General features: G+C 62.7%; 14 protein-coding genes, 1 tRNA gene and 1 pseudogene. 9 read left to right on the top strand and 7 right to left on the bottom strand.

What is annotated here, in order from left to right; translation table 11 throughout:
- Positions 1-4: 4 nt before the first annotated feature.
- The 3 genes from EV679_RS08720 to EV679_RS08710 form a co-directional block, all read right to left on the bottom strand.
- Positions 5-1,978, bottom strand: a complete 1,974-nt coding sequence (locus EV679_RS08720; protein ID WP_165390007.1) for an FUSC family protein — start codon at positions 1,976-1,978, stop codon at positions 5-7.
- 251 nt (positions 1,979-2,229) lie between these two features.
- Positions 2,230-3,516 (bottom strand): SEL1-like repeat protein, encoded by a 1,287-nt coding sequence (locus EV679_RS08715; RefSeq protein ID WP_068368001.1) that lies wholly within the window; start codon positions 3,514-3,516, stop codon positions 2,230-2,232.
- Positions 3,517-4,035: 519 nt separating this feature from the next.
- A tRNA-Leu gene (locus EV679_RS08710) sits at positions 4,036-4,122 on the bottom strand.
- A 100-nt stretch (positions 4,123-4,222) separates the two neighbouring features.
- Between EV679_RS08710 and dapC the strand changes: the two genes are divergently transcribed.
- From dapC to EV679_RS18050, 6 genes and pseudogenes are all read left to right on the top strand, one after another.
- Positions 4,223-5,434 carry a succinyldiaminopimelate transaminase gene (gene dapC, locus EV679_RS08705; protein WP_068368004.1) on the top strand — a complete coding sequence of 404 codons (1,212 nt, stop codon included), beginning with the start codon at positions 4,223-4,225 and terminating at the stop codon, positions 5,432-5,434.
- A 37-nt stretch (positions 5,435-5,471) separates the two neighbouring features.
- Entirely contained in the window at positions 5,472-6,296 is an 825-nt protein-coding gene (gene dapD, locus EV679_RS08700; protein WP_068368007.1) for a 2,3,4,5-tetrahydropyridine-2,6-dicarboxylate N-succinyltransferase, read from the top strand.
- The gene (gene dapE / locus EV679_RS08695) at positions 6,293-7,450 is read left to right on the top strand and encodes a succinyl-diaminopimelate desuccinylase (protein ID WP_130486984.1); all 1,158 of its coding nucleotides are present in this window, start codon (positions 6,293-6,295) and stop codon (positions 7,448-7,450) included. The genes dapD and dapE overlap by 4 nt, the downstream gene beginning before the upstream one ends.
- Positions 7,451-7,503: 53 nt before the next feature.
- Positions 7,504-8,403 (top strand): 50S ribosomal protein L3 N(5)-glutamine methyltransferase, encoded by a 900-nt coding sequence (prmB, locus tag EV679_RS08690; RefSeq protein WP_068369221.1) that lies wholly within the window; start codon positions 7,504-7,506, stop codon positions 8,401-8,403.
- On the top strand, positions 8,400-10,346 hold the full coding sequence (locus tag EV679_RS08685; protein WP_130486982.1) for an ABC-F family ATP-binding cassette domain-containing protein: 1,947 nt from the start codon (positions 8,400-8,402) through the stop codon (positions 10,344-10,346). The genes prmB and EV679_RS08685 overlap by 4 nt, the downstream gene beginning before the upstream one ends.
- Positions 10,347-10,372: 26 nt before the next feature.
- Positions 10,373-10,938, top strand: a pseudogene (locus tag EV679_RS18050) (DUF4260 domain-containing protein).
- Here EV679_RS18050 and EV679_RS08675 read toward each other — a convergent pair.
- The 4 genes from EV679_RS08675 to purN all read right to left on the bottom strand — a co-directional run bounded on the left by EV679_RS08675 (position 10,869) and on the right by purN (position 17,161).
- A complete protein-coding gene (locus EV679_RS08675) occupies positions 10,869-13,157 on the bottom strand; it encodes a UvrD-helicase domain-containing protein (protein WP_130487105.1) in 2,289 nt (762 codons plus the stop codon). The pseudogene EV679_RS18050 and the gene EV679_RS08675 sit on opposite strands and share 70 nt — an antisense overlap.
- Positions 13,157-14,365 carry a DesA family fatty acid desaturase gene (locus EV679_RS08670; protein ID WP_127773863.1) on the bottom strand — a complete coding sequence of 403 codons (1,209 nt, stop codon included), beginning with the start codon at positions 14,363-14,365 and terminating at the stop codon, positions 13,157-13,159. Before EV679_RS08670 ends, EV679_RS08675 begins: the two co-directional genes overlap by 1 nt.
- A 284-nt stretch (positions 14,366-14,649) precedes the next feature.
- Complete coding sequence (locus tag EV679_RS08665) at positions 14,650-15,894, bottom strand: RsmB/NOP family class I SAM-dependent RNA methyltransferase (RefSeq protein ID WP_242611457.1); 1,245 nt, start codon at positions 15,892-15,894, stop codon at positions 14,650-14,652.
- A 619-nt stretch (positions 15,895-16,513) separates the two neighbouring features.
- Positions 16,514-17,161, bottom strand: coding sequence for a phosphoribosylglycinamide formyltransferase (gene purN, locus EV679_RS08660; protein WP_068369234.1), 648 nt, complete (start codon positions 17,159-17,161; stop codon positions 16,514-16,516).
- 145 nt (positions 17,162-17,306) lie between these two features.
- Between purN and EV679_RS08655 the strand changes: the two genes are divergently transcribed.
- From EV679_RS08655 to lspA, 3 genes are read left to right on the top strand one after another with little or no spacing between them, the layout of a single operon-like run.
- Complete coding sequence (locus EV679_RS08655; protein WP_130486980.1) at positions 17,307-18,272, top strand: bifunctional riboflavin kinase/FAD synthetase; 966 nt, start codon at positions 17,307-17,309, stop codon at positions 18,270-18,272.
- A complete protein-coding gene (gene ileS / locus EV679_RS08650; protein ID WP_127773855.1) occupies positions 18,262-21,144 on the top strand; it encodes an isoleucine--tRNA ligase in 2,883 nt (960 codons plus the stop codon). Before EV679_RS08655 ends, ileS begins: the two co-directional genes overlap by 11 nt.
- Positions 21,141-21,659: a signal peptidase II gene (gene lspA / locus EV679_RS08645; RefSeq protein WP_127773853.1), complete on the top strand. Its 519-nt coding sequence runs from the start codon at positions 21,141-21,143 to the stop codon at positions 21,657-21,659. Before ileS ends, lspA begins: the two co-directional genes overlap by 4 nt.
- The last annotated feature ends 1 nt before the right edge of the window (position 21,660 follow it).

Here is a 21,660-nt window from a genome sequence, read left to right as displayed (position 1 = left end):
AGGCTCATGTTTTCCCCTGGGGTTCCGTCAACCTGTCGACCTGCGCCAGCCAAGCGCACACCAACGTGCTCAACGCCGGCAATGGCCCGTCGTCCGGCGTGTTCTCCGCATACAGCAGATTCGCCGCATCATGGGGCTCGCCCGATACCCAGGCAGCCAGCTGCGTCAAGGTGTCTGCCTGTGCGCCCGGCGCAACGGCATGCTTGATGGCCCATGCACTGATATCGTCACACAGTTGCTCCGCACTGGTAACCAGCGGAAACCAGGCGGCAGCCTCGGGGCCTGCCGGTGGCGGTTCTTGCAGGGCATTCTGCAATTGCCCCCGCATTTTCGCCAGCGCGACATAGACTTGCCTGCGTGCCACCGACGGGCTGGCGGGCGACGGTGCGGGTACTGCACCGTCGCCCGTACTGGGCCGCAGCGCAAGCAGATAGCGCGACAACCGGGATCGCGCATCCTGAAAACCTTGGGCCAAGGCCTGCGCATGGCGGCGCGGCCACAAAAAATAGCCAAACACCAGAATAATGACGCCGCCCCACACGGTATCCACCAGACGCGCCAGGCCGTAATCGACATTGCGCAGCCCCGGCGCGATTTCGTCGAGCAAAATGAGGACCACAATGGTGGCGCAGAACGTTGCAAAACCGTAGGAGCGCAGTACGGCCCAGGGCAACAGCGCCGCCAGCAACGCCAATACGCACACCATCCCGATGCCCTTGGGCACCAGGGCGAAAATCAGCGCGCCCAGCGCTACCCCGGCGATAGTCCCGAGCATGCGCAGCACCGTACGTGCAAAAACCGACCCCAGGTCAGGCTTGAGCACGATAATGACCGTCAAGGGCGTCCAATACCAATGCGGCCCATCGTTGAACCAGCGTGTCGCAAACGCCAGGCCTATGCACAGGGCCAGAATCGCAGCCGTCCTGATCGACTGGGGCGCGAGCGCCAGCCTGTCCCGCAGCCGCCGGTGCGGCTGGGCCTGCGCCGCCAATATTCGCTCAGCCAGACCGCGTGACGATGCATGCTGCCAGAAAACCTGGCGGAAGCTGGCCACCACGCGCGGCAACAGCATGGTAGCCGCCGGACTCGTCCCGGCGGCAGGCAGCGTAAACGACTTGCCCAAACGGACTTGCCGGGAAATTTCCTTCAACTCCTGCGCACAGGCTGTCAGGTTCTCCGGAATCCGTGAAGCCAGCGTGGCTGAAAACAGATTCTCCACTCCTTGCAGCACCGACGCTTCCCAATCCAGATACGGGGAACGGCCAGCCTGGTGCCGGTAACGGCTGGACAGCAAGCTGCCATAGGCCGCAGACAATTTGTCTGTCACTGCACGCCGGTAGGACGCCTCCCCGGCCGGGGCAATACCACGTGCGCGCGCCGACGCCAGCTTGGCAATATCGTCCAGCAGGCTGGCAACCTCATTGATAAAAGGCCGCTGGCGGCGCAGCAAGGCTTCAATCCCCAGCAGCAGCGCATAAAAGCCGCATCCCGCCAGAAAGAACAAGGCCGGCTGCCAAAACGGCGCAATGGCCGGAATCGCAATGGCGATACACCCCATCAGCAGGCCTTGCACCGTTCCCGCCGACCATGCCGAGCCGAAACTGCTGATGATCCCGGCCAGAAACGCCGCCAGCGTCATGCTGGTTACCACCCAGCCCCAGGGCAGATCTCCCAGATACCCCAGAAAAAAACCAATGGCGCCCAGCGGCGCCACGATCAGAATTTCCTTGAAGCGGGGGAAATACGGCCCATCCCGCTCGCCCAGGCAAAGCCCGAGAGCGCCCAATGACATCATCATGAACGTCGCTGGGGAATCCACCACCATGCCCAGCAGAATCGGCAAGGCAATCGCCAATGCCGTCCTCACGCAACGGGCCCTGGGCCAACTGGCAGGTTTCAAACGGGTCAACTGCCGCAGCCAGGCATTGGGGCGAACGGTGCCATCCTGCGTGACAAAGTGACGATGCTGGCGTTCCATGTTGCAGCGTTCCTCGCATGATCCACCCCTATCCCAGAGGACAGAAAGCGGCAAACCCGTTGACAAACCACGCATGAAAGCCATTGCGGCAATGGCAATCCCTCCCGACCGCACGAAGCACTGTCGGGCACTCAGTTGCACATTAGAAATGTGTACCCAGCCAGCATAGACGAAGCGCGGTGGATTTTTGAAATTCTGGTGCCATCGGCTTGCATGATGAGGAAACGGGGCAAACAGACCGGCCCCTGAGATCAAGGTTGATTTTCAAGTGTCGGGCGCCAGGCACTGGCCCTGGCCTGGGCTTGACTGATCTCGGCGCTGCTGAGGCTCTTTTCAACAAAATCGCGCATCATTTTTGCAGAATCATCTCCGGTGCTTGCCAACAACAACCAGAAATACGCTTGCGGATAATCTTTACGAACGCCGGTACCCAAGGTCAGCATTCCGCCCAGACTGGATTGCGCCAACGCGTCCCCCTGCTCGGCTGCGCGACGGTACCACTGGAGCGCCTGCGCATAATCCCTGGCGATACCCAACCCTTTTTCCAGCATGAAACCCAGCTGGTATTGCCCTGCTGCCACGCCCTGCAAAGCGGCCCGCCGATACCACTGCACCGCCTGCGCATAGTCTCTGGCGATACCATCACCGTTCGCCAGCATCAGCCCCAGGTTGAATTGAGCTTGGGCAAAGCCGCTCTCAGCGGCCACACGAAACAACTGCGCCGCTTGCTCCTTGTCTTGAGCGACGCCACTGCCGCTCATCAGCATAACGCCTATATTGTATAGCGCTTGCACGTCACCCTGCTCCGCCGCCCGGCGATACCATTGCATCGCTTGGGCCTCATCTTTGGCAACGCCTTTGCCTTCTGCCAGCATGATTCCCAGATTGACCTGCGCTTGCAAAAGGCCTTGCTCGGCAGCCAGGCGATACCACTGGAGCGCCTGATCTGCGTCTTTGGCAACAATCTTGCCTTCTTCCAGCTTGACGCCCAGATTGAACTGCGCGAGGGCCAAGCCCTGCTCTGCGGCTTGGCGATACCACTGGAGTGCCTGCACCTCGTCTCGGGCAATATCCTTGCCTTCGTCCAGCCGGACAGCCAGATTATGTTGTGCCTGCGCCAGCCCCTGTTCCGCAGCTCGGCGATACCATTGAATCGCCTGGGCCTCATCCTGGGCCACGCCTGTTCCTAGCTCGAGCATTACGCCCAAGTTGAATTGCGCCGGCGCATAACCTTGCTCAGCCGCTCGGCGCCACCAAATAGCCGCTTGCGCGTCATCCTTGGCCAGACCAAAACCATTTGCCAGCATGATGCCCAGATTGAACTGGGCCTCCGCCTGCCCTTCTTCGGCCGCCTGGCGAACCCACTCCACCATCTTGGCCTGGTATTTGGCAAGGAATGCGCCTTGTCCCACCGCGACGTCTTGATTGAATTGCGCTGGTGCGCCTCCTTGCCCCAACGCGGTCAGCTGCGCAGTAGCCTGAGCCAGGCTGCCGGTGCTGCAACCCAGAAAAGCTGCGACTACCAGAAATTTCTTCAAAACAAGACCACCCTCTTTTCAAGAGCCAACATTACGCCAATCCTGCTTGCCAATCTTCCTGTAACAAAAGATTGTAATGCCACTTTAAAAAGCGATGCCGAAAAAGTAGGGTTTCCTTATTTATAGCTTCTATGACATGAAGAAATCGAAATCCACCGACCGTCCAATCATCGAAATGACGTGAACAGCGTGCGTCCCCCAGCCCGCCAAGGTTGGACACGGATTTAGCATTTTTTTGGGGGGATCGGGTGCAGAGCACCGTTTCTTTTCTTGAGGAGTGATCTCACTGTACCGTCAAGCAATCGCTGCCAGATTCCCAAGGAACCCAGCGGTACCTGGCCTGGCATCCGGACGAAAGCCTGAAATGCTCCCTGGTACCAGAGACTTCGTGTTGCCAAAGTGACGGGCAACAAAAAAGACAACATGAAAATGTTGTCTTTATGATGCTTTCGGCCAACCTGCAACAGGCCTAGAATCACGACGGGAAAATTATAATCCGTTGATTTTATTGATAATTCATGGTGCGAGGGAGGGGACTCGAACCCCTACACCTGTTACGGCGTCAGGACCTAAACCTGGTGCGTCTACCAATTTCGCCACCCTCGCACTCGGGGACTACTGCTTTCTGCTCGTAAGCTTTTACATACGAAGCCGATTATTGTAGCCGACTTGGTAGAATTACGTCTACAACCCCCAGGGTACTTTCATGAACCCACGCCTGAACCTGCTCAATCCCTACCCTTTCGAGAAGCTCCGCAAGCTGCTGGCCGAAGCCGGCCCGGCACCGGAGGCGCTCAAGCCCATCCCCTTGCATATCGGCGAACCTCGCCATGCCGCTCCGGCACGTGTGCGCACTGCGATGGCCGCCGCACTGGACAGCCTGTCCCATTACCCTCCCACCAAAGGCGATCCGATCCTGCGCCAGACCATCGCGGACTGGCTCGGACGCCGCTACGGCATTCCGGCTCCGGATGCCGACACCCAGGTGCTGCCTGTGCTGGGGTCTCGCGAAGCGCTGTTTGCCTTTGCCCAGGTGGTAGTGGACAGCAGCGCGCCTGAGCCTTTGGTGGTATGCCCGAATCCGTTCTATCAGATCTATGAAGGTGCCGCGCTGCTGGCCGGGGCACAGCCCTACTATGCGCCAGCCGAGGCCTCGCTGAATTTCTCCTCGGATTGGAGCAAGGTACCCGCCGAGATCTGGCAGCGGACACAATTGCTTTATGTGTGCTCACCTGGCAATCCCGCCGGCAGCGTGATCCGCCTGGACGAGTGGCGCGAGTTGTTTGCCCTGTCCGACCGCTACGGTTTTGTGATCGCCAGCGACGAGTGCTATTCCGAAATTTTCCCGGACGAGGCGCGACCGCCTTTGGGCGCGCTACAGGCAGCGCAGCAACTGGGCCGTACGGACTATGCCAGGCTGGTGGTGTTTTCCAGCTTGTCCAAGCGTTCCAACCTGCCTGGCCTGCGCTCGGGTTTTGTCGCCGGCGATGCCAGCCTGATTGGCAAGTTCCTGCTTTACCGCACGTATCACGGCAGCGCGATGAGCCCCATCGTTACCCAGGCCAGCATCGCCGCCTGGAGCGACGAGGAACACGTGCTGGCCAACCGTGCGGCATACCGGGCCAAGTTCGCCGCCGTCTACCCCATTCTGAAAGAGGTGCTGGACGTGCAGATGCCGGACGCCTCGTTCTACCTATGGGCGGGCACGCCGATAGCCGATACCGATTTCGCCCGCGATCTGTACGCGGCCACCGGTGTCGGCGTACTGCCGGGCAGTTTCCTGGCGCGCGAGCAACATGGCTACAACCCTGGCGCAGGACGCATCCGCCTGGCGCTGGTTGCGCCGCTGGAGGAATGCGTCGAAGCCGCTGAGCGTATTGCGCGGCACGTAAAATCGCGTTACCAGACCCCCAAGTAAACCCCACAGATTTTTCCACACAGCCGGACCTGAAAGCATGACAGCACAACTGCAGAACACCATCGAACAAGCCTGGGAAGACCGCGCCAACATCAACGCCGCGCATCACCCCGCCAGCCTGAAAACCGCAGTCGACGAGATTCTCGACGGCCTGAATACCGGCAAGCTGCGCGTGGCGGAGAAGATCGACGGTAAATGGCAGGTGCATCAGTGGCTCAAGCAGGCCGTGCTGTTGTCCTTCCGGCTGCAGGATAACCAGCCCATGGGCGGCGCCCCGCTGCAGTTCTATGACAAGGTTGCCCTGAAATACGCCAACTACAGCGCCGAGCGCTTTGCGGCCGAGGGCGTGCGCGTGGTGCCGCCAGCTGTGGCCCGCCATGGCGCGCACATTGCCCGCAACGTGGTGCTGATGCCTTCTTACGTCAATATCGGCGCCTATGTGGATGAAGGCACCATGGTCGATACCTGGGCGACGGTCGGCTCGTGCGCACAAATCGGCAAGAACGTGCACCTGTCCGGCGGCGTGGGTATCGGCGGCGTGCTGGAGCCGCTGCAGGCCGCCCCGACCATCATTGAGGACAACTGCTTCATCGGCGCACGTTCCGAAGTGGTGGAAGGCGTCATCGTGGAAGAAAATTCCGTGCTGGCGATGGGGGTCTATCTGTCGCAAAGCACCCGCATCTATGACCGCACCACGGGCGAAATCATCTATGGCCGTGTGCCTTCTGGCTCGGTGGTCGTCCCTGGCAGCCTGCCTGCCGCAGATGGCAGCCACAGCCTGGCTTGCGCGGTGATCGTCAAACGCGTAGATGCCCAGACTCGCGCCAAGACCGGCATCAACGAGCTGCTGAGGTCGGTATGAGCGCCCCAGGCGACAATGCCGTCCTGACGCTGGCCAGCGAATTGCTGGCACGCGCCAGCGTGACCCCCGACGATGCTGGCTGCCAGGCTTTGCTGGCCAGCCGGCTGGCGCCGCTGGGTTTCAGCATCGAGACCATCAGCGCCGGCGGCGTGACCAATCTCTGGGCGCGACGTGGTAGCGCCCGGCCGCTACTGGTTTTCGCCGGGCATACCGATGTCGTGCCTACCGGCCCCGAAGCCGCCTGGGACAGCCCGCCCTTTACTCCCACGCTGCGGGATGGCCGTTTGTACGCACGCGGCGCTGCCGACATGAAAAGCGCTATCGCCGCCTTCGTCGTCGCCTGCGAGGAGTTCATCCAGGCCCGCCCCGACCATGATGGAGCCATCGCGCTGCTGATCACCTCCGACGAAGAAGGCCCGGCCTTGCACGGAACGCGCCATGTCTGCGAACATCTGCAGGCCCGTGGTGAACAACTGGATTTCTGCATCGTCGGCGAGCCGACTTCGGGCCAGACGCTGGGTGACACCATCAAAAACGGCCGCCGCGGTTCCCTGACGGGCCGACTGCGCGTGATCGGCAGGCAAGGACACGTTGCCTACCCGCACCTGGCCCGCAACCCGGTCCACCTGGCCGCAGCTGCCTTGGCCGAACTGGCGGGCACCGAGTGGGACCAGGGCAATGCTTTTTTCCCGCCCACGACCTTTCAGGTCTCGAACATCCATGCCGGCACCGGCGCCACCAATGTCGTGCCTGGTGAACTGCAGGTAGTGTTCAATTTCCGTTTTTCCAGCGCCAGCACTGCCGAAGGCTTGAAGACTCAGGTGCATGCGCTGCTGGACCGACACGGACTGGACTACGAACTGGCCTGGGAGCTGGGCGGCGAGCCTTTCCTGACGGAACCTGGTACCCTCACCGCGGCGGTGACAGATGCCATCGCCTTGGAAACCGGCGTAACGGCGGAACTCTCGACCACCGGAGGCACCTCCGACGGCCGCTTCATCGCCAGGATTTGCCCTCAGGTACTGGAATTCGGCCCGATCAATGCCACGATCCACCAGGTCAACGAAAACATTCCAGCCGACAGCCTGGAGCCCCTGAAAAACATTTATCGGCGCACGCTGGAAACCCTGCTGCGCCCTACTGCCCAAGCATGAACATGACAAACAACGCCAGCCAAGCCGGCGCCCATGGCAACGCCACGTCTGCCATCGCTGCGGATGCCGCACAAGAGCTGCTGACGCTGCGCGATCTCGTGCGCTATGGCGTTTCGCGCTTCCGTGCCGCCAATCTGGTCTTTGGCCACGGCAGCGACAACGCCTGGGACGAGGCCGCCTATCTGGCGCTGCATACGCTGAACCTGCCTGCCGACACCCTGGAGCCGTTCCTGGATGCCCGCCTGCTGCCAGCGGAACGCAATGCCGTGCTGGATATCTACCGCCGTCGCATTGATGAACGTCTGCCTGCGCCCTACCTGACGGGCGAGGCCCTGCTGCAGGGCTATCGCTTCCGTGTGGATGAACGGGTTATTGTGCCCCGTTCGCCGATTGCGGAGTGGCTGGTACAGGGCCTGACGCCCTGGCTGGATGACCCGGAAAGCGTGACGCGTGCACTGGATCTCTGCACCGGTTCTGCCTGCCTGGCCATCCTGGCGGCGCATGCCTTCCCGCAGGCGCATGTCGATGCCGTAGACCTCTCGGCCGACGCGCTGGAAGTAGCCCGTGCCAATGTCGATGATTACGGCCTGCAGGATCGCCTCAGCCTTTACCAGGGCGATCTCTACCAGCCCCTGCCCCAGGACGCCCGCTACCAGGTCATCATCAGCAACCCGCCTTACGTGAATGAAGATTCGATGGGTGCGCTGCCACAGGAATTCCGCCATGAGCCGCGCGGCGCCCTGGCGGGTGGCGACGACGGCATGGATCTCGTGCGCACCATCATCGGCCAGGCTCCCCGCTACCTCGACAACAATGGCATCCTCGTCCTGGAAATCGGGCACGAGCACGACCACTTCGCCCGGGCATTCCCCGGTCTGGAACCCATCTGGCTGGATACCGCCAGCGGCCTGCACCCGATCATGCTGCTGACGCGCGACCAGTTGACGACGTGATACGAGCTTCCCGTTTGAACCTGCGCGCCGGCACCAAAGTGCTGCTGGAAGACGCAGATTTTGTTGTCCACCCCGGCGAGCGTGTCGGCATCGTCGGCAAGAATGGCGCTGGCAAGTCGACACTGTTCGCACTGCTGCGCGGCGAACGCGATGCCGACGCCGGCACCCTGGATGTCCCGCAAGGCTGGCACATCGCCAGCGTGCGCCAGGAAATCGTTGCCGACGAACGCCCGGCGCGTGAATTCGTCATCGACGGCGACGTGCATTTGCGCGCGCTGCAGGCCGAACGCGCCAGCCTGTCGGACCAGGACGACGGCATGCGCATTGCCGAACTCGAGGCCGCCCTGAGCGATGCCGGCGTATGGGATGCGGCGTCGCGCGCCGAGCAACTGCTGGCGGGCCTGGGCTTCGCCCCATCCGAATGGATGCAGCCGGTTTCGTCGTTCTCCGGCGGCTGGCGCATGCGCCTGGCGCTTGCACGCACGCTGATGGCGCCGTCGGATCTATTGCTGCTCGACGAGCCGACCAACCACCTGGATCTGGACGCCATGCTGTGGCTGGAACGCTGGTTGGGCGCGTATCCGGGTACTGTCATGCTGATTTCGCACGACACCGAATTCCTGGATGCCGTCGCCCGTTCCATCCTGCATTTCGACCACGGCAAGCTGGTGCGCTACCGTGGCGGCTATCAGGACTTCCTGGTGCAACGTGCCGAGCGCCTGCGCCAAAGCCAGATTGCCTGGGATCGCCAGACCCGCGAAACTGCCCGCCTGCAATCCTTCATCGACCGCTTCAAGGCCAAGGCCACCAAGGCCAAACAGGCCCAAAGCCGTGTGAAGGCGCTGGCGCGCATGGAAGTGCTCGCCCCCCTGCAGGCCGAAGCCGGCATCGACATCCGCATTCCTTCGCCGGAACAGATGCCCGATCCATTGCTGACGCTGGAAAATGCAGCCATGGGCTACGCCAGCGGCAATGACGACGCCAGCGATGGCGCCATCCTGCAGCAGGTCACGCTGATGGTGCGCGGCGGCAGCCGCATTGGCGTGCTGGGTGCCAACGGCGCCGGCAAAAGTACGATGATCAAGTCGCTCTGTGGCGAATTGCCGCTGCTGGGCGGCACACGTGTGGCGTCCAAGGGCCTGAAGATCGGCTACTTCGCCCAGCATCAGCTGGACATGCTCGATCTGGACAGCACCCCGCTGGCGCACCTGGCCCGCCTGGCGCCCGAGGAACGTGAACAGACACTGCGCAATTACCTGGGCGGTTTCGGTTTTTCCGGCGATGCCGCGACCGGGCCGGTAGCACCGATGTCCGGCGGGGAAAAGGCGCGGCTGGCGCTGGCGCTGGTCGTATGGCAACGCCCCAACCTGCTGCTGCTCGACGAACCCAGCAACCACCTGGACGTCGATACCCGCGAAGCCCTGGCCACCGCGCTGGCCGAATTCGGCGGCAGTATGCTGCTGGTATCGCACGACCGGCATCTGTTGCGCACCACCGTCGATGATTTCTGGATTGTTGCCGATGGCGGCGTCCAGGAATTCGACGGCGACCTGGAAGACTACCGCGACTGGTTGGCGGCCCGCCAGGCCCAGGCGCGCGCAGAAGAACGCCAGGAAGCCCGCCAACAGCAAGCCGACCCCGCGCCAGACCGCAAGGCCCAGAAACGCCTGGAAGCCGAACAGCGTCAGCGTCTGGCCCTGCAGCGCAAACCGCTGGAAGCGGAACTGCGCAAGGTGGAAACCGCAATGAACAGCCAGCGCAGCCGCCTGGAGGCGCTGGACGCACTGATCGCCGATCCCGCTTTTTACGATGACTCCCGCCGCGACGAGCGCGTCAAGGCTCTCGCTGAACACGGCGAACTGAGCAAAAGCGTGGATGCCCAGGAAGAACGCTGGCTGGAACTGATGGAAGCCATCGAAACCATCAATGCCAGCGAAGGCTGACACGCAAACACACGCCCGCTACGCCCATGCTGCCCCCCTCCCCGTCCACAGCATCTCGGCTCTCCGCCACCCCTACGGTTCCACATGCTGCCGTTGGTGGCGTGCGGAGCCTGCTGAGACTGGAAGGGTTGTGCGTCCTGCTGGCCAGCCTCCTGGCCTATCACAGCTTCACCAGCAGCGGCTGGGGGCTTTTCGCCTTGTGCTTTCTGGTGCCGGATCTGTCCCTGTTCGGCTATGCCGCCGGCCCTAGGCTGGGCGCGGTTTTCTATAACTGCGCACACTCCTATGCCGGCGCCTTGCCATGCCTGGCCGCAGGCTTTTTTTCGATGTCCCCGGCCTGATTGCCGCTGGGCTGATCTGGACTGCACACATCGGCTTTGATCGTGCCTTGGGCTATGGCCTCAAGTATGGGCAAGGTTTTCGCCTGGCAGCACGGAAAACGAAAACGCCGAAACCCGGCAACGGGTTTCGGCGTCATGCCATCCGGAACAGGCGCAGCCCAGCGGCGACTACGCCCTGGGGTCAGCCAGCCACGACATCCAGCTTGGCAATGCCCAGGGCCAGTGTTTTCTGCCCCGCATCGCGGAAATGAATCCGCGCCTGCGCATCGTCACCATTGCCGGACAGCTCGATGATCGTGCCTTCCCCAAAACGGGCATGGCTGACGCCCATGCCCACCCGGTATTCGCGATCACCGACCTTCACCACATTGCTGCCATGGCGGGCCTGGCGCGGCTCTATCCTGCCCGTTGGCTGGCGGCCAAAGGCGTCTGCCAACGCACGCGGCGCCGGCCCTCCCCAACCCGACCCCTGGTGGGACGACGCCTTGGGCGTGAGCCACTTCAAATGCTGCTCGGGAATTTCCTGAAAGAAGCGCGAGCGCATGGCATAGCGTGTCTGGCCGTGCAACATACGGCTTTGCGCCAGGCTCAGATACAGGCGCTTGCGCGCCCGTGTGATGGCAACATACATCAGCCGCCGTTCTTCTTCCAGGCCTTCCGGGTCCGACAGGCTGTTCTCATGCGGAAACAAGCCTTCTTCCATGCCTGTCATGAAAACCGCGTCGAATTCCAGGCCCTTGGCGGCATGCACTGTCATCATCTGGACAGCGTCTTCACCGGCCTGTGCCTGATTGTCCCCAGCTTCCAGCGAGGCATGCGACAGAAACGCCGCCAACGGCGACATCCCCGCAGCGGGTGGCGCGCCGAAAAAGGCCTCGTCTTCAGGAATGGCCGGGACATCCAGCGCGGCAGCAAAGCCTGCCGGCATGCCTTCATAGCTTTCCTCGGCGACAAACGCCGCGGCAGCTGCAACGAGTTCACGCAGGTTTTCCAGCCGTTCCTCGCCTTCGCGTTCCGTCTGGTAATGAGCGACCAAACCGGAATGCTCGATGATATGGGCCACCATATCCGGCAGCGGCAAGCTGCGCGTTTCCTGCCACAAGCGGCCAATCAAGGCCGCGAACTGGGCCAGGTTCGCGCCTCCCTTGCCAGGCACGCGCGCCACCGCACCATACAGGCTGGTGCCATAGGTACGCGCCTGGTCTGCCAGGGATTCCAGCGTGCGCGCACCAATGCCGCGCGCCGGAAAGTTCACGACCCGCAGCCACGAGGTATCGTCATCCGGGTTGGCCAGCAAGCGCAGATAGGCCAGCGCATGCTTGACTTCCTGGCGTTCGAAAAAGCGCAGGCCGCCATAGACCTTATAGGGCACGCCGGCACTGAACAGCGCATGCTCCAGCACGCGAGATTGCGCGTTGCTGCGGTACAGGATAGCGATTTCACTGCGTGCCATGCCTTCGCGCGTCAGCGATTTCAGCTCGTCCACCACCCATTGGGCTTCCAGGCCGTCGCTGGGCTGTTCGCATACGCGTATGCGTTCGCCTTCGCCCTGAGCGGTCCAGAGATTCTTGCCCAGGCGGCCGGTGTTATGGCTGATCAGCGCATTGGCGGCGTCCAGGATATGGCCGTATGAACGGTAATTCTGTTCAAGGCGGATCACGTGGTCGCCAGCGTAGTCACGCACAAAGGCAGACATGTTGCCAACGTCCGCACCCCGGAATGCATAGATGGACTGGTCGTCATCCCCCACTGCGAACACATGCGCGCCGCCGCCCGCCAGCAATTTCAGCCAGCGATACTGCAAGGCATTGGTATCCTGGAACTCGTCGACGAGGATATGGCGGAAGCGACGCTGGTAATGTTCGCGCACCGGCGCATTGCGCGACAGCAATTCGTAGGCGCGCAGCAGCAGTTCAGCGAAATCCACCACGCCTTCGCGCTCGCACTGCTCCTGGTAGAGCCCGTAGATCTCTGCCAGACGGCGGCTGTGCGGGTCACTGGTCACGACAGTATCCGGCCGTTGGCCTTCTTCCTTGGCGTGATTGATGAAGCGCTGCACATCGCGCGGCGGATATTTTTCGTCATCAATATTCGCCGACTTGAGCAGGCGCTTGATGGCCGAAAGCTGATCCGCGCTATCGAGAATCTGGAACGACTGCGGCAGACCGGCATCGCGATGATGAGCACGCAGCAGCCGGTTGCACAACCCGTGAAAGGTACCGATCCAGAGGCCGCGCGGGTCCAGCGGCAGCATGGACGTCAGGCGCGCCAGCATTTCGCGGGCAGCCTTGTTGGTAAAGGTGACGGCGAGCAGCCCAAAAGGACTGGCCTGGCCGGTTTGTACCAGCCAGGCCATGCGGGTTGTCAGAACCCTGGTCTTGCCGCTGCCAGCCCCGGCAAGAACCAGGGCATGGCAGGGATCCAGGGTAACAGCAGCGCGTTGCTCGGGATTAAGGCGGTCCAGATCCATCATGCCGCGTAGCGGCGCAGGCGGCTGGCAAACTCGGCCAGACCTTCGATACCGCTTTGTTGGGCGCGCTGGCACCAGGCTTGCAGGTCATGCAGCAATTGTTCGCTGCTGGCGCTGGAGCTTTCCCAGAGACGGCCCAGCTCCTTGCGCATCTGCATCAGGGTGGACAGCGATTCGCTGCTCGCCACTGCCTGGTCGATCTGCGCCAGTTGCTCGGGCTGCAGATTGGTATCCGGCAGGTGGAACCAGTTACGCACACGCTTGAGCGTCTGGCGCGACGTCTGGGCGCTGTTCTCGCTGTTGGCGCCCTTCAGGCGGCTCAGTTCCTGCGAGCAGGCCTGCTTCAGCAGGTCGGCGTAGCGCGCCATGATTTCATACCGGTGCGTGATCACGCCATGCAGGGTCTTGAGATCGACCGACCGTGCATCGGATTCCAGCTTGAGCTTGGGCGCGACCTTGCGCACCTTGGCCAGGCCGACAGCCTGCATCATGCGGATATAGACCCAGCCGATATCGAATTCGTACCACTGGCTCGAGAATTTGGCCGAGCTGGCGTGGGCGTGGTGGTTGTTGTGCAGTTCTTCGCCACCGATGATGATGCCCCAGGGGAACACGTTCGTGCTGGTATCCGGGCTGGCAAAGTTGCGGTAGCCCCAATAGTGGCCGATGCCGTTGACGACGCCGGCAGCCCAGAAGGGAATCCAGGCCATCTGCACGGCCCAGACCGTCAGGCCGACCACGCCGAACAGCAGCAGGTCTATCCCCAGCATGATGAGGATGCCCAGCGCGCTGTGCTTGGCGTAGACATTGCGTTCCAGCCAGTCATTGGGCGTGCCGTGGCCAAACTTGGCCATGGTTTCCTGGTTTTCGGATTCCTGGCGATACAGTTCGGCGCCGCGGAACAGCACCTTCCAGATACCGAACAGCATGGGCGAGTGAGGATCACCTTCGCGCTCGCAGCGCGCATGGTGCTTGCGGTGGATGGCGACCCATTCCTTGGTCACCATGCCGGTCGTCATCCACAACCAGAAACGGAAGAAATGCGCGATCGCAGGATGCAGATCGAGCCCGCGGTGCGTCTGGCTGCGGTGCAGGAAAACGGTTACGCATACGATGGTAATGTGGGTCATTACCAAGGTGGCGATCAGGATCTGCCACCAAGAGGCCTGCAGGAGGCCGCCGCTGAGAAAGGAAATAATAGTATCCATATGGATATCGGGTCTCGCGTCAAAAGGTGAGGACCAGTGTATATCTCTACTGACCCTATGACACCCTGGTGACAAAAAGGTTTTTGCGGCAGATCAAGAAAGACTTCACGCTGTGCCCAGCAAACCCCTGTCAGGGGAATTCATGTCCGGGCCAGCGCCTGCTGCAAAAGCCAGGTGCCTGCAGGAACAACCGGTCAGGGTTGCTCCCGTCCAAGTGCCATAGCCTAATTTTGCTACAAAAAACAGCATCTGTCGCTAAAAAACTGGCTTTTCAGCAACAAAAATCATGCCGTATCGCCACGCCTTTCCATGGCGGCGGCGAAAAATCCATCCGTACCATGCTGATCCGGGCGCAAGCGCAGATAGCTATCCTGCATCCCCAAACCAGGCGCACGGGGTTCCAGAATCGCACCGGCGTCCAGCAACTGGAACTCCGGATGCTTCTTGAGGAATGCCTGCACCTGCTCTTCGTTCTCCTGCGGCAACAGGCTGCAGGTCGCGTAGACCAGGCGGCCGCCCGGCGCCACGCAACGCGCAGCGCTTTCCAGCACCCGGGCCTGCACATCGCAGAGTTCGCGCACCGATTGCGGCGACTGGCGCCACTTCATGTCCGGATTGCGGCGCAAAGTGCCCATGCCGCTGCACGGCGCATCAACCAGCACTCGCTGGGCCTTGCCTGCCAGGCGCTTCACCCTGACGTCGTTCTCGTGCTCCAGGGCAATGGTGGCAACGTTGGACAGGCCGCTGCGGGCCAGGCGGGGCTTGGCCCGCGCCAGGCGCGCCGCCGAGACGTCAAAGGCATACAGCCTGCCCGTGGAACGCATCAGCGCCCCCAGCAGCAAGGTCTTGCCGCCCGCGCCGGCGCAAAAGTCGATGATCATCTCGCCCCGCTTGGGGCCGACCAGCAGCGCCAGCAGCTGACTGCCCTCATCCTGCACTTCCAGCAGGCCGTGCTCGAATTGCGAGGTGCGCTGCAGCGACGGACGCCCCTGCACCCGAATTCCCCAGGGGGAATACGGCGTCGGCTGGGGATCATGCTGAGGCATGCTCTTGCGCAAGGCGGCCAACAGCTCATCGCGGTCCGCTTTCATGGGATTGACGCGCAGGTCCAGCCCCGCCGGAAGATTCAGCGATGCCATCAGGGACTCACCGTCAGCCAGCACCGCCAATTGTTCCGATAGCCAGTCCGGGAAGCTGTGGCGCACAGCCAGCGGCAGGGAATCGGCCTCGATGCCTTCCAGACGTTCCAGCCAGGCCCGCTCTTCGTCGTTCAGAACCGGCTCGAGCACTTCCCTGCCCTGCGTGGCCAGCAGCCCCAGGATCGCCAACCTGCGATTGGCCGTCCCCGTACCGCTTTCGGCGTAGTGGCGATAGCGGCGCAGATGGCGCAATACATCGTAGACCGCCTCTGCCAGCTGGGCGCGGTCACGCGCTCCCACTTGCGGATGGGCCCGCAGCCAGTGCGACAGTACGGCATCCGCCGGATACTCCCAGGTGAACACCTGATCGAATACCTGCCCAAGCTGCATCATCCGGTATTCCATGGGATGCAGGCGCGTACGCACGACGACCGGCTGGAAACCTGCGTCCGCCTGTGCCGCACCCGCCTGGGGCCGCCCTGTCGACCGCTCCTGACGCACGGGGGCTTGCCCCCGGTCTTGGCTGCGATCCCTGGCGCCGACCTGGTGGCGCTGCCCTTGCGCGGGCGCGCCATGGCGTGATCCCGCACCAGCACGTTCGCCGCCACGCGGCGTACCGCGCTCGTCACGGCGATACTCTTGCTGTGTTTCGTCGCGACGATTGCCGCCGCGGCCGGGTGCCACCCGCGTGCGCGGCCGTTGCGACGCGGAGCCTGCGGCACCGGCATGTCCGGCATCGAAACGCCGTGCATCCGGCTGCCGTGCCGACGCCGTACGTTCGCCCTGACGGCTGCCACTGCTGTCCTTCGTTGCCTGTCCGTCCCGGCTGCTGCGCCAGGCCTGCAGGCCGCCACGGCGCTCCTGCGAGTCGGATCGCGCGCCGGCACGTGCTTCGCTGCGCCCGTCGGCTCGACGCGGTTTCTGCCCGTCGCGCGAGGTTTCGGCCTGGCGGCGTCCACCTGCTGAACCGTCCGGAATCGGACGGCCATAACGATTAGTGCGACCCTGATCAGCCATGATGCTTTACCTCCGCCTGCCAAACATAAAGACGCGACGCCACGCCGGCGACCGTCACTCGGCCATCGGCCGCCTGAGATACCCGCCCTTCCGCCAGCCAGCGCACCGCTTGCGGGAAAAGCCGATGTTCTGTTTCCAATACCCGGTCCGCCAGCGTATCTGGCGTATCGTCGGCCAGTACCGGCACCACGCTCTGCGCGATGATCGGACCGTGGTCCAGCACCGGCGTCACGAAATGTACGGTGCAGCCGTGGGCCTGCACGCCATTGGCGAGCGCCTGCGCGTGCGTATGCAGCCCAGGAAATGCCGGCAGCAGGGACGGATGGATATTGACCAGCCGGCCGGTGTAGCGCTGCACGAACCCAGGGGTCAATACACGCATGAACCCTGCCAGAATGATGTAATCCGGCTGGAAGGTATCTATCGCCTGCGCCAGCGCTGCGTCGAATGTCTCGCGACTGGCATAGTCCTTGTGCGGCAACGCCAGCGTCTCCAGGCCCTGCTCGCGCGCCCAGGCCAGCCCTGCCGCCTCAGGTTTGTTGGCGATGACGCCCACGATCTGCGCCGGCCATCCTTCGGCACGACAGGCTTCCACCAGCGTACGCATATTGGAACCACGTCCGGAAATCAGGATAAGCAGGCGGCAAGGGGACTTTCCAGCAGGGGCAGCGCCGGCATCCTCACCGGCACTTGGGAGAGCGTGATCCGCGCTCTGGCGGTTGATCGCATCGGGCAAAGCGGTATTTCCATTAAAAAATATAACTGGTGATTGTAAACTGTCGCCCGTGAAACCAACGCTGCATATCTACCGTTCCCTGCCTCCTGCCGAGCATCGCCAGCCTTGCGCGCTGACGATAGGCAGTTTCGATGGCGTCCACCTTGGCCACCAGGCGATTCTGGCGCGTGTCTGCGAAGCCGCCGCCAATCGCGGCCTGCTGCCATCTGCCATGACGTTTTCGCCGCACCCGCGCGAGTATTTCGCGCGGCTGCGAGGTCTGCCCGACCTCGTGCCACGCCGGATTTCCAGCCTGCGCGACCAATGCATGGCACTGGCCCAGGCCGGTATGCGCCAGCTGGTCGTGCGCCGCTTCGACCACACGCTGGCCAATATGAGCCCCGACGATTTCGTCCGCCATATACTGGTCGAAGGCCTGGATGTGCGCTGGCTGCTGGTCGGCAGCGACTTCCGCTATGGCCGGGCCCGTTCCGGTGATATCGCCACCCTGCGCCAGGCCGGCGCCGAACACGGCTTCGAAGTCCACACACTGGATGACGTCCTCGATGCCCGTGGCCGCCGTATTTCCAGTTCCGACATCCGCGAGGCGCTGGCCAGTGCTGATATGGTGCTGGCCCGAGACCTGCTCGGACGCTGGCCGTCGATCTGCGCCCACGTACGTCACGGCCGCAAGCTGGGCCGCAACCTGGGCTTCCCGACCATGAACCAGGGGGTCCCCGAACGCAGCGCGTTGCGCCCCGGCATATATGTCACCCGCGTGCATGGCCTGGCCGACCGTCCGCTGGCCGGGGTTTCCAGCCTGGGGGTGCGGCCGACCGTCGAGGGGGAAGGAAAGCTGCTGCTTGAGACACACCTGCTCGATACCAGTGCCGATGCCTACGGTAAACTGATCAACGTTGAATTCCTGCACTACCTGCGGGATGAAAAGAAATTTTCCGATCTTGACGCCTTGACCGCCGCCATCCGCCAAGATGCCGACGATGCGCGCGCTTATTTTTCCGTCCATGGACTATAAAGACACTCTCAACCTGCCCGATACCGCCTTCCCCATGCGGGGAGATCTCGCCAAACGTGAACCCAAGTGGGTTGCCGAATGGGAAGAAAACCGTATTTACCAGGCGATTCGCGCGGCCAGCAAGGGCCGCCCCAAGTTCGTCCTGCATGACGGCCCTCCCTATGCCAACGGCGACATTCACCTGGGCCACGCGGTCAACAAGATCCTGAAGGACATCATCATCAAAAGCCGTAACATGGCCGGTTTTGATGCACCGTATGTCCCGGGCTGGGATTGCCATGGCATGCCCATCGAAATCCAGATCGAGAAAAAATACGGCAAGAACCTGCCTGTCGCCGAAGTGCAGTCGCGCGCCCGCACCTATGCGCTGGAGCAGATCGACCGCCAGCGCAAGGACTTCAAGCGCCTGGGTGTGCTGGGGGATTGGGATAATCCATACCTCACGATGAACCACGGCAACGAAGCCAACGAAATCCGCGCGCTCGCCGGGATCATCAAACGCGGCTACCTGTTCCGCGGCCTCAAGCCCGTCAACTGGTGTTTCGACTGTGGTTCGGCGCTGGCGGAAGCGGAAGTCGAATATGCTGACCGCGTCGATCCGACCATCGACGTCGCCTTCCCGTTTGCCGACAAATCGGCCATCGCACGCGCATTCGGCCTGCCTGACGGCGCAGTGGAAGACGGCGCCATCGTCATCTGGACCACGACGCCCTGGACCATCCCGTCCAATCAGGCGCTCAACGTCCATCCCGAACTCGAATACAGCCTGGTGCGCCTGTCCGAAGCACGCCAGACCGGCACCATGCTGCTGCTCGCACGCGAGCGTGTCGCCGCCTGCCTGGAACAATGGGGCCTGAGCGGCGAAATCGTCGCCACGGTGGCTGGCCAGGCATTGGAAAACCTGCGCTTCCATCATCCGCTGGCCCAGGCCGACGCCGGCTACCAGCGTACTTCGCCGGTGTATCTGGCCGACTATGTCACGCTGGACACCGGTACTGGCGTGGTGCACTCGGCGCCCGCCTACGGCGTGGACGACTTCATCAGCTGCAAGTCCCACGGCCTGGTCGATGCCGACATCATCAATCCGGTGATGGGTGACGGCCGCTACGCCACCACGCTGCCCATTTTCGGCGGGCTCAAGATCTGGGATGCAAATCCGCTGATCGTCCAGGCGCTACAGGATGCCGGCACCCTGCTGCGCACGGAAAAGCTCAAGCACAGCTACATGCACTGCTGGCGCCACAAGACGCCTGTCATCTACCGCGCCACCAGCCAGTGGTTCGCCGGCATGGACGTGATCCCGGCCGGCAACGGCCCGACGCTGCGCGAAACCGCGCTGGAAGCCGTTGAAGCCACCGCGTTCTACCCCTCCTGGGGCCGCGCCCGCCTGCACAACATGATCGCCAACCGGCCTGACTGGACGCTGTCGCGCCAGCGCCAGTGGGGCGTACCCATGTCGCTGTTCGTCCACAAGGAAACCGGCGCGTTGCATCCGCGCACCGTTGAACTGATGGAGCAAGTTGCCGAGCGCGTCGAACAGGAAGGCATTGAAGCCTGGCAGTCGCTGGACCCACGCGACCTGCTGGGCGATGAGGCCGACCAATACGAAAAAACCCGCGACACGCTGGATGTCTGGTTCGATTCGGGCACGACGCACGTCACCGTTCTTGGCGGCGCGCCTACCCCCGACTCCCCGGTGACCGATGGCGGCTCGCACGGCGATGTGCTGGCCTGGCCGGCCGACCTTTATCTGGAAGGTTCCGACCAGCACCGTGGCTGGTTCCACTCCTCGCTGCTGACCGGCTCCATGCTCTATGGCCGCGCGCCCTACAAAGCGCTGCTGACCCACGGTTTCACCGTGGATGGCGATGGCCGCAAGATGAGCAAGTCACTGGGCAACGTCATCGTGCCGCAGAAGGTATCGGATTCGCTGGGCGCAGAAATCCTGCGCCTGTGGATTGGCAGCACCGACTACTCCGGTGAACTGTCGATCTCCGACACCATCCTCAAGCGGGTCGTGGAAGGCTACCGCCGCATTCGCAATACCTTGCGTTTCCTGCTGGCCAACCTGGCCGACTTCGACGCCAACACGCAATTGGTAGCCGTCGAGGACATGCTGGAAATTGACCGCTATGCGCTGGGTATGACCGCACGCATGCAGGAAGAAATCCTGGCAGCCTACGAGCGCTATGAATTCCACCCGGCCACGGCCCGTCTGCAGACCTTCTGCTCCGAAGACCTGGGCGCTTTCTACCTGGATATCCTCAAGGACAGACTCTACACCTCGGCCACCGACAGCCACGCCCGCCGCAGCGCCCAGAGCGCGTTGCTGCACATCACGCTGACGCTGCTCAAGCTGATGGCGCCCATCCTGTCCTTCACCGCAGAAGAAGCCTGGAACGTGCTGGCGCAAGCCACCCCCGGCGCCGTGCCGGAAAACGCCCGTCTCACGATCTTCACCGAGACCTACCATCAACCGCCCCTGGGCGCCGACAACGAAGCGCTGCAGGAAAAATGGGGCCGCCTGCGCCAGGTCCGTGCGCAGATCCTGCGTGAACTGGAAACCTTGCGGGCAGCCGGCAGCGTCGGTTCCTCCCTGCAGGCGGAAGTCACGGTGCATGCCAGCGGCCAGGAATACGCCGATCTCGCCAGCCTGGAAGACGACCTGAAATTCGTGCTGATCGTTTCACGCGCATCGGTGCAGCCAAGCGAAGGTGAATTGCGCGTAACGCTGTCCGCCTCGAGCCATCTCAAGTGTGCACGCTGCTGGCACTGGCGCGCGGATGTCGGCAGCCATGCCGATCATCCCGAACTGTGCGGCCGCTGCGTCAGCAACCTTTTCGGCGCTGGCGAACAGCGCAGGTTCGCATGAACCAGGGCAAGCCAGCCTCGAATCGCCTCTCGGCGCCGGATTTCTGGCGCTGGGTGGCCCTGGCCGTCCTGCTGATTGGCCTGGACCAGGTGACCAAGTACCACTTTAATACGGTACTGCAGTATGGTCAGCGCATGAACCTGCTGCCGTTCTTCGACTTCACCCTGCTCTACAACGAAGGCGCTGCCTTCAGTTTCCTGGCAGGCGCCGACGGCTGGCAGCGCTGGTTCTTCACTGCCCTGGGCTTCGTGGCCAGTGCGCTCATCTTGTTCCTGCTGCGTCGCCATGCGGCCCAGCGCCGCTTTTCCCTGGCGCTGACCTTGATCCTCGGTGGCGCACTGGGCAACGTGATCGACCGCCTGCAGCACGGCCATGTCGTGGACTTCCTGCTGTTCTATTGGAACAACGCTTATTTCCCTGCGTTCAATTTCGCTGACATCTGCATTACCGTAGGTGCCATCCTCCTGCTCTGGGATGAACTGGCACGCGCGCGCCGCGTCCGCGCCGGTTCCTGAT

It is taken from the genome of Kerstersia gyiorum (assembly GCF_004216755.1).
GTDB classification, from domain to species: Bacteria; Pseudomonadota; Gammaproteobacteria; order Burkholderiales; family Burkholderiaceae_B; genus Kerstersia; species Kerstersia gyiorum.
The sequence above is the reverse complement of the archived record's forward strand: the minus strand, read 5'-3'. Positions and strand labels throughout refer to the sequence as shown.